General features: G+C 68.5%; 8 protein-coding genes and 1 rRNA gene. All 9 read left to right on the top strand.

The window, feature by feature from the left end; genetic code table 11:
* Positions 1-180 precede the first annotated feature (180 nt).
* The 9 genes from rrf to AADV74_RS08815 all read left to right on the top strand — a co-directional run bounded on the left by rrf (position 181) and on the right by AADV74_RS08815 (position 8,222).
* A 5S ribosomal RNA gene (gene rrf / locus AADV74_RS08855) occupies positions 181-297 on the top strand.
* A 145-nt stretch (positions 298-442) separates the two neighbouring features.
* A complete protein-coding gene (locus AADV74_RS08850) occupies positions 443-601 on the top strand; it encodes a hypothetical protein (protein WP_342113075.1) in 159 nt (52 codons plus the stop codon).
* A 2-nt stretch (positions 602-603) separates the two neighbouring features.
* The gene (locus tag AADV74_RS08845; RefSeq protein WP_342113074.1) at positions 604-1,404 is read left to right on the top strand and encodes a TlyA family RNA methyltransferase; all 801 of its coding nucleotides are present in this window, start codon (positions 604-606) and stop codon (positions 1,402-1,404) included.
* A complete protein-coding gene (locus AADV74_RS08840; RefSeq protein WP_342113073.1) occupies positions 1,368-2,327 on the top strand; it encodes an NAD kinase in 960 nt (319 codons plus the stop codon). Before AADV74_RS08845 ends, AADV74_RS08840 begins: the two co-directional genes overlap by 37 nt.
* Positions 2,320-4,056, top strand: a complete 1,737-nt coding sequence (gene recN, locus AADV74_RS08835; protein WP_342113072.1) for a DNA repair protein RecN — start codon at positions 2,320-2,322, stop codon at positions 4,054-4,056. The genes AADV74_RS08840 and recN overlap by 8 nt, the downstream gene beginning before the upstream one ends.
* Positions 4,043-5,722, top strand: coding sequence for a CTP synthase (locus AADV74_RS08830; RefSeq protein ID WP_342113071.1), 1,680 nt, complete (start codon positions 4,043-4,045; stop codon positions 5,720-5,722). Before recN ends, AADV74_RS08830 begins: the two co-directional genes overlap by 14 nt.
* Entirely contained in the window at positions 5,715-6,380 is a 666-nt protein-coding gene (locus AADV74_RS08825; protein ID WP_342113070.1) for an NUDIX domain-containing protein, read from the top strand. Before AADV74_RS08830 ends, AADV74_RS08825 begins: the two co-directional genes overlap by 8 nt.
* Positions 6,381-7,286, top strand: a complete 906-nt coding sequence (gene xerD, locus AADV74_RS08820; protein ID WP_342113069.1) for a site-specific tyrosine recombinase XerD — start codon at positions 6,381-6,383, stop codon at positions 7,284-7,286.
* A gap of 48 nt (positions 7,287-7,334) precedes the next feature.
* Entirely contained in the window at positions 7,335-8,222 is an 888-nt protein-coding gene (locus AADV74_RS08815) for a ParA family protein (protein WP_342113068.1), read from the top strand.
* The last annotated feature ends 5 nt before the right edge of the window (positions 8,223-8,227 follow it).

Raw genomic sequence — 8,227 nt, 5'->3', positions numbered from 1 at the left:
CCGGTACTAATAAGCCGATATCTTGATAATCACCACTCCCATACATGTTGTAAGGCTGGTATGGGGGGAAACATGAATGCTTGCGTCCACTATGTGGTTCTCGATGTACGGTCGAGAATCCGAACAATACACGCTAACGCGTGACTGTTCGATTCACTTTTGATACACATCAACAAGTGTTTCGGCGGCCATAGCGAGAGGGAAACGCCCGGTCACATTCCGAACCCGGAAGCTAAGACTCTCAGCGCCGATGGTACTGCAGGGGAGACCCTGTGGGAGAGTAGGACACCGCCGGACTTAACTCAACGAAAAGGCCACCCACCACCGGTGGCCTTTTCGCATTTAACACCACTGACACGACCGCCCCACCGGGGCGGTCGTTCGTGTTTAACCGGCTGCCGCGATAGGCGGCTGCATCCGTTCGACGCGGTACCTTTGAGGGGTGGATGCCGACGAGAGACCGAACGACGATGGGCTGCTGCCGCGCCTGCGCGTGATCGAGGACCAGCCGCTCGACGAGCGTGCGACGGCCTATGCGCAGCTCCACGACCAGCTGCGCGACCGCCTCGAAGGCGGCGACGTGGCGCGTCCACGCGGTTGATGATGACGGACTCCCGCCTGGACGCCGCACTCGCGGCGCGCGGCCTCGCCCGCTCTCGCACCCACGCCGTCTCGCTCATCACGGCCGGCCTCGTGACCGTCGACGGCAAGCCCGTCGTGAAGGCCGCCGCAAAGGTGCGCGAGAACCAGCTGATCGAGGTCGCCGGCACCGACGACTACGTGAGCCGCGGCGCCCACAAGCTGAACGCGGCGCTGAACGCCTTCGGGATCGCAGTGGAGGGGCGCATCGCGCTCGACGCCGGCACCTCGACCGGTGGCTTCGCACAGGTGCTGCTCGAGCGCGGCGCTGCTCGGGTGATCGGCGTCGACGTCGGGCACGGTCAGCTCTCGCCCCTGCTCGCGACAGAGGAGCGCCTCACCCTCGTCGAGGGCTTCAACGTGCGCGACATGACTCCGTCGTCATTGGCAGGGGCATCCGGGATCTCCGATCGACCCGACCTGGTCGTGGCCGACCTCTCCTTCATCTCCCTGCCCCTGGTACTGTCGGCCCTCGTCGACACGGCCGTCGACGACGCCGATTTCGTGCTGCTGATCAAGCCGCAGTTCGAGGTGGGCAAGAGCGGCATCCGAGAGGGCATCGTCAAGGATGCCGGGCGACGTGCTGATGCCGTCTCGAACGTGCTCTGGGCCGGGTTCGACCTCGGTGTCGGCACGGCAGGGCTCACTCCTTCACCGATCGCCGGGGGAGCCGGAAACCACGAGTATCTGGTCTGGATGAGCAGGAGTCACGGCACCAATCCGACAGAATGGTTGAGTCTGGTTTCTTCGATGACGGGAGTGTGAGAGTCGTGGCTGATGCCCGCCCCATCCTCGTCGTCGCGCACACGGGTCGCGCGGAGTCGTTGTCGGCTGCGCTCGAGGCGTGCCACCAGCTGGTCGCCGCAGGCGCGTTGCCGGTCCTCCCCGGCGATCAGTGGGACGACCTGCACCAGCACGCCCCCGAGCTCGACGGGCAGACCGAACGACTCGGCTCCGGTGTGCGTGTTGAGGATCTGGAGCTCGTGATCGTGCTCGGCGGTGACGGCACGATCCTGCGCGCGGCGGAGCTCGTGCGTGATGCTGCGACGCCCATCCTCGGCGTGAACCTGGGTCACGTCGGCTTCCTCGCTGAAAGCGAGCGCGACGACCTGAGCGAGGCCATCGGCCGCGGACTCGCGCGCGACTACGTCGTCGAGGAACGCATGACGCTCTCGGTTCGGGTGAAGCAGGGCGACGAGATCGTGCACGAGGACTGGGCGCTGAACGAGGCCACTGTCGAGAAGGCCAGCCGCGAGCGCATGCTCGAGGTCGCCATCGAGGTCGACCGCCGTCCCCTCTCGACGTTCGGCTGCGACGGCGTCGTGCTGTCCACCCCGACGGGCTCGACGGCGTACGCGTTCTCCGGTGGCGGTCCTGTGGTGTGGCCGACCCTCGACGCCATGCTCATGGTGCCACTGAGCGCCCACGCCCTCTTCGCTCGCCCCATCGTGGTCGGGCCTGACTCCGCGATGGCCGTCGAGCTGCTGCGGCGAACGCAGGGCTCCGGGGTGCTCTGGTGCGACGGGCGACGGTCCTTCGAGCTGGAGCCGGGTGCCCGCGTCGTCGTGCGCCGCTCGCCCGTACCCGTTCGCCTGGCCCGGCTGCATCCCGGACCGTTCACCGACCGTCTCGTGAACAAGTTCCAATTGCCCGTCACCGGATGGCGAGGACCGGACACCAGTGATTGAGGAACTCGGCATCCGCGACCTCGGTGTCATCGCCGACGCTACCCTGCCCCTCGGGCCCGGCTTCACGGCCGTGACGGGTGAGACCGGCGCTGGAAAGACCATGGTCGTGACGGCGCTCGGGCTCCTGCTCGGCGCACGCTCCGACGCCGGTGCCGTTCGTGCCGGCCAGCGCGAGGCCCGCGTGGACGGCCGCTGGATCGTTCCTGAGGATGGACCCGTGGCAGAGCGCGTGCGTGACGCCGGGGGAGACCTCGACGGGCCGGAACTGCTGATTGGACGTTCGGTGTCGAGCGAGGGGCGTTCGCGCGCCGTCGTCGGAGGCCGGGCTGCGCCCGTCGGCGTGCTCGGCGACCTGGCCGACGAACTCGTCGTGGTGCACGGGCAGTCCGACCAGATCCGTCTGCGCTCCGGCGCCGCCCAGCGCGCCGCCCTCGACCGCTTCGCCGGCGCAGGACTGGCGACGGCTCTCGAGGAGTACACCGAGGTCTTCGCGCGCTGGCGGGCGAACGTCGAGGCGCTCGAGACCCTGCAGAATGATCGAGATCGCCGCGCACGCGAGGCCGAGGCGCTGCGCATCGACCTGGCCGAGATCGAGGAGGCCGACCCGCAGCCCGGGGAGGACGTCGAGCTCGGAGAGAGGGCGGAGCGGCTCGGCAACCTCGAAGAGCTGCGCCTGGCTGCAGCCGGTGCCCGCGAGCGTGTCTCGGCCGAGGAGTCCGACGACGTCGTCGACGCCGTCGGTGCCGTGGACTCCGCCCGACGCCAGCTCGAGCGGGTCGTGGAGCACGACGCCGGCCTCGCCCCCATCCTCGAGTCGCTGACCAACGTCAGCTTCCTCGTCGCCGACATCGCCGCCGAGCTCTCCAGCTATCTCGCCGGGCTCGACGCCGACGGCGCCCGTGAGCTGGAGATCGTTCAGGAGAGGCGGGCCGTGCTGGCCGGGCTGGTGCGCAAGCACGGAGCCGACCTCGATGCCGTGCTGCGGTTCGCGACCGAGGGCGGCATCCGGCTGCTCGACATCGACGAGGACGACGACCGCATCGTGGCACTGACCGACGCCATCGCCGCGGACGCCGCGGCCGTCGAGCAGCTGGCGACCAGGATCAGCGGCATTCGCACGGATGCGGCGGGCCGGCTCGCGGCATCCGTCACCGACGAACTCTCGGCCCTCGCCATGCCCGACGCCACACTCGTGGTCGAGGTGGAACAGCGCGAGGAGTTCACGGCGTCCGGTCGCGACGCCGTCTCGATCCTGCTCACGCCGCACAACGGCGCCGAACCGAGGCCGCTGGCACGCGGTGCCTCCGGCGGCGAGCTCTCGCGCGTGATGCTGGCGATCGAGGTCGTCATAGCGGCGACCGACCCTGTGCCCACCTTCGTGTTCGACGAGGTGGACGCGGGTGTCGGCGGTGCCGCCGCGATCGAGATCGGCCGCAGGCTCGCCCGCCTCGCAGAGTCGTCGCAGGTGATCGTGGTCACGCACCTCGCCCAGGTCGCGGCATTCGCCACCAACCACCTGCGCGTCGCCAAGGACAGCTCGGGTGCCGTCACGGCGTCGAGCGTCGAGAAGCTCTCGGGAGAGGGGCGCATCGCCGAGATGGCCCGGTTGCTCTCCGGCCTGGCCGACTCCGCCAGCGGTCTCGCCCACGCTCGCGAACTCGTGGAGCTCGCGGGCACCGGTGAAGTCTCGAAACGGGATGGTAGGGTAGAAGCCCGTGGCGGACATTAGCGCGGGAATCTCAGACGGCATCACCAAACACATCTTCGTGACCGGTGGTGTCGTTTCTTCATTGGGCAAGGGCCTCACCGCCGCGAGCCTGGGCAACCTTCTGACGGCGCGTGGTCTCCGCGTCGTGATGCAGAAGCTCGACCCCTATCTCAACGTCGATCCGGGAACGATGAACCCGTTCCAGCACGGCGAGGTCTTCGTGACCGACGACGGCGCGGAGACCGACCTCGACATCGGACACTACGAGCGATTCCTCGACATCAACCTGAGCCAGGCGGCGAACGTCACCACCGGCCAGATCTACTCGACGGTCATCGCCAAGGAGCGTCGCGGCGAGTACCTGGGCGACACCGTGCAGGTCATCCCGCACATCACCGACGAGATCAAGCGACGGATGCGCCTTCAGGCCTCCGAGACGCCCCAGCCCGACGTGATCATCACCGAGATCGGTGGAACCGTCGGCGACATCGAGTCGCAGCCGTTCATCGAGTCTGCGCGCCAGGTGCGCCATGAACTCGGTCGCAAGAACGTGTTCTTCGTGCACGTCTCCCTGGTGCCGTTCATGGGCGCATCCGGAGAGCAGAAGACCAAGCCGACGCAGCACTCCGTCGCGACCCTGCGTTCCATCGGAATCCAGCCCGACGCGCTCGTGCTCCGCAGCGATCGCCCCGTCACCGAGTCGAACAAGCGCAAGATCGCGCTCATGTGTGACGTCGACGAGCAGGCCGTCGTGAACGCGGTCGACGTTCCGTCGATCTACGACATCCCGACGATGCTGAACGACCAGGGCCTCGACAGCTACATCATCGACACCCTCGGTCTCACGGCGCACGACGTCGACTGGAGCGGCTGGGCTCCGCTGCTCGACGCCGTGCACGACCCGAAGCACGAGGTCAACATCGGCCTGGTCGGCAAGTACATCGACCTGCCCGACGCCTACCTCTCGGTGACCGAGGCGCTGCGCGCCGGCGGCTTCGCGCACCAGACCAAGGTGAAGATCCACTGGATCCAGTCCGACGAGTGCCAGACCGAGGAGGGTGCTGCGCGCCAGCTGTCGCACCTCGACGCCATCTGCGTTCCCGGCGGCTTCGGCGTGCGCGGCATCGAGGGCAAGCTCGGAGCGCTCAAGTTCGCCCGCGAGAACGGCCTGCCGGCTCTCGGGCTGTGCCTCGGACTGCAGTGCATGGTCATCGAGTACGCCCGCGACGTCGTCGGACTCAGCGACGCCTCGTCGAGCGAGTTCGACCCCGAGACGGCCTTCCCCGTCATCGCGACTATGGAGGAGCAGGTGGAGATCATCGCCGGCGGCGACATGGGCGGAACGATGCGCCTCGGTCTCTACCCCGCTGCTCTGGCCGAGGGTTCCCTCGTCGCCGAGCTGTACGGTGCTCCCGTGATCTCGGAGCGCCACCGTCACCGCTACGAGGTGAACAACGCCTACCGCGAGCAGATCGCCGACGCCGGCCTGTGGTTCTCGGGCACCTCGCCCGACCGTCACCTGGTCGAGTTCGTCGAGCTGCCGCGCGACCAGCACCCGTTCTACGTCGGCACGCAGGCCCACCCCGAGCTGCGGTCGCGTCCGAACGACGCGCACCCGCTGTTCCGCGGGCTCGTCGGCGCAGCCCTCGACCGCCAGCAGGCCAGCCGTCTGTTCGAGGATGCCTGAGCCCCTGTCCGGGTCTGAGGACGGGTCGTCCGCGCTGATCGCGGACGACCCGTTCCACCCCGAGGTCACGGCCACCAGCGCCGCGTTCAGCGGCATGGTGTGGGACGTGCGCCGTGACACCTTCGACTTCACCGGGCAGCAGATCACCCGGGAGTACGTCGATCACACGGGAGCCGTCGGCGTCCTGGCGATCGACGACGAGGACCGCGTGCTGCTGATCCGCCAGTACCGGCATCCGGTGCGTCAGCGTGAATGGGAGATCCCGGCCGGACTCCTCGACATCGACGACGAGGATCCGTTGGTCGGCGCCCAGCGCGAACTCGCCGAGGAGGTCGATCTCGCCGCCACGCAGTGGGCCGTGCTGAGCGACTACCAGACCTCACCGGGCGGCAGCACCGAGGCCATTCGCGTGTACCTCGCGCGCGGCCTCAGCATCGTCTCCCACGACTTCCAACGCGAGGCAGAGGAAGCAGACATGGAGCAGCGCTGGGTGGCGCTCGACGACCTCGTCGACGCCGTGCTGGCCCGGCGCGTGCAGAACTCGCTCCTCGTCGTCGCCGCCCTCACGGCGCACGCCGCCCGTGCCAGGGATTGGTCGACCCTCGCAGCCGCCGACGCACCGTGGCCTCGCCGTCCACGGAAGGGTTCATCCGTCTAGATGAAGCTGCAGCCGGCGATCGACTCCTACCTGCGGCATGTCTCGGTGGAGCGCGGGCTGGCGGCGAACACCATCGCCGCGTACAGGCGTGACCTGGCTCTGTACTCCGCATGGTGCGACGAGCAGGGCATCGAGGATCCGGCATCCGTCGACCAAGCCGCCCTCTCGGCCTTCGTGCAGCATCTGGGCACCCGCGAGGAGTCGGCGTTGACGGCGTCGTCGATCGCGCGCGTGCTCTCCTCGGTGCGCGGCTTCCACCGCTTCCTCGCCGAGGAGGGGGTGACGACGACGGATGTCGCCCGCGAGACCAAGCCGCCGAAACTCGGCACCAGGCTGCCGAAGGCGATCTCGATCGAGGACGTCGAGCGTCTTCTCGCGGCGACGGACGGCGAGAGCCTGCAGCAACTGCGCGACAAGGCGCTGCTGGAGCTGCTCTACGCGACGGGTGCGCGTGTGAGCGAGGCCGTGTCGCTGAACGTCGACGACGTGCTCGAGGACGGCGTCATCAGGCTGCTCGGCAAGGGCGGCAAGCAGCGGATCGTTCCGGTCGGCAGCTTCGCCCGGGCGGCCATCGACGCCTACCTCGTGCGAGCGCGTCCCACGTTGTCGGCACGGGGCGCGGCCACTCCGGCGCTGTTCCTCGGCCTGCGCGGCCAGCGCGTCTCGCGACAGAACGCGTGGCTCATCATCCGGGCGGCCGCAGAGCGTGCCGGCATCACCGCCGAGGTGTCTCCGCACACCCTGAGGCACTCGTTCGCGACCCACCTGCTGGCCGGTGGCGCCGACGTGCGGGTGGTGCAGGAGCTGCTCGGACACTCCTCCGTGGCGACCACGCAGATCTACACGATGGTCACAGCCGACACACTCCGGGATATGTACACCAGCGCCCACCCCCGCGCTCGGTAGAATCGTCACGGGCGCGCGGGATGTGCGGCCTAGTCGAGGAGAGATGCAGTGACCGGTAAGCAGGACGACTCGGTGACACTCACCTTCCCCGACGACGTGGTACTCGGCCCGACAGGCCGCCCCCAGCGCAAGTTCGCCCAGCCGAAGCCGTTGAAGTCGCACGGTCCGGCACGCGTCATCGCGCTCTGCAACCAGAAGGGCGGCGTGGGCAAGACCACGACCACCATCAGCCTGGGAGCGGCGCTCGCCGAAGACGGTCGCCGCGTGCTCGCCATCGACTTCGACCCTCAGGGTGCCCTCTCGGCAGGCCTCGGCGTTCCCACGCACGACGTCACCACCATCTACGACCTGCTGCTGTCGCGCTCGAAGGACCCGCTCGAGGCCATCCAGAAGACCGGCGTTCCCGGGCTCGACGTCATCCCGGCGAACATCGACCTCTCGGCCGCCGAGGTGCACCTCGTCAACGAGGTCGCCCGCGAGCAGATCCTCGCCGGCGTGCTGCGCCGCCTGTCGGCCGATTACGACGTGATCCTCATCGACTGCCAGCCCTCGCTCGGCCTGCTCACGGTGAACGCCCTGACGGCCGCTCACGGCGTGCTGATCCCGCTCGAGTGCGAGTTCTTCGCGCTGCGCGGCGTCGCCCTGCTCATCGAGACCATCGACAAGGTGCGCGACCGCCTGAACCCGGCGATCGAACTCGACGGCATCCTCGCCACAATGTACGACTCCCGCACCCTGCACTCCCGCGAGGTGCTCGAGCGGGTCGTCGACGCCTTCGGCGACAAGGTGCTCGAGACCGTCATCGGTCGCACCGTGAAGTTCCCCGACGCCTCGGTGGCCGGCAGCCCGATCACGCAGTTCGCGCCGGAGCACGCTGCGGCGCACGCCTACCGTCAGCTGGCCAGGGAGCTGGTCTTCCGTGGCGCAGTCGCCTGAGGCCG

The sequence above is a fragment of the Leifsonia stereocauli genome, assembly GCF_038432415.1.
GTDB classification, from domain to species: domain Bacteria; phylum Actinomycetota; class Actinomycetes; order Actinomycetales; family Microbacteriaceae; genus Orlajensenia; species Orlajensenia stereocauli.
This window is presented reverse-complemented; position numbering and strand designations above follow the sequence as displayed.

Bases quoted from the DNA above. Each gene is read 5' to 3' on its own strand.
- AADV74_RS08845 (WP_342113074.1), top strand. From the start codon at position 604: ATGACGGACTCCCGCCTGGACGCCGCACTCGCGGCGCGCGGCCTCGCC.
- AADV74_RS08840 (WP_342113073.1), top strand. From the start codon at position 1,368: ATGGTTGAGTCTGGTTTCTTCGATGACGGGAGTGTGAGAGTCGTGGCT.
- AADV74_RS08825 (WP_342113070.1), top strand. From the start codon at position 5,715: ATGCCTGAGCCCCTGTCCGGGTCTGAGGACGGGTCGTCCGCGCTGATC.
- xerD (WP_342113069.1), top strand. From the start codon at position 6,381: ATGAAGCTGCAGCCGGCGATCGACTCCTACCTGCGGCATGTCTCGGTG.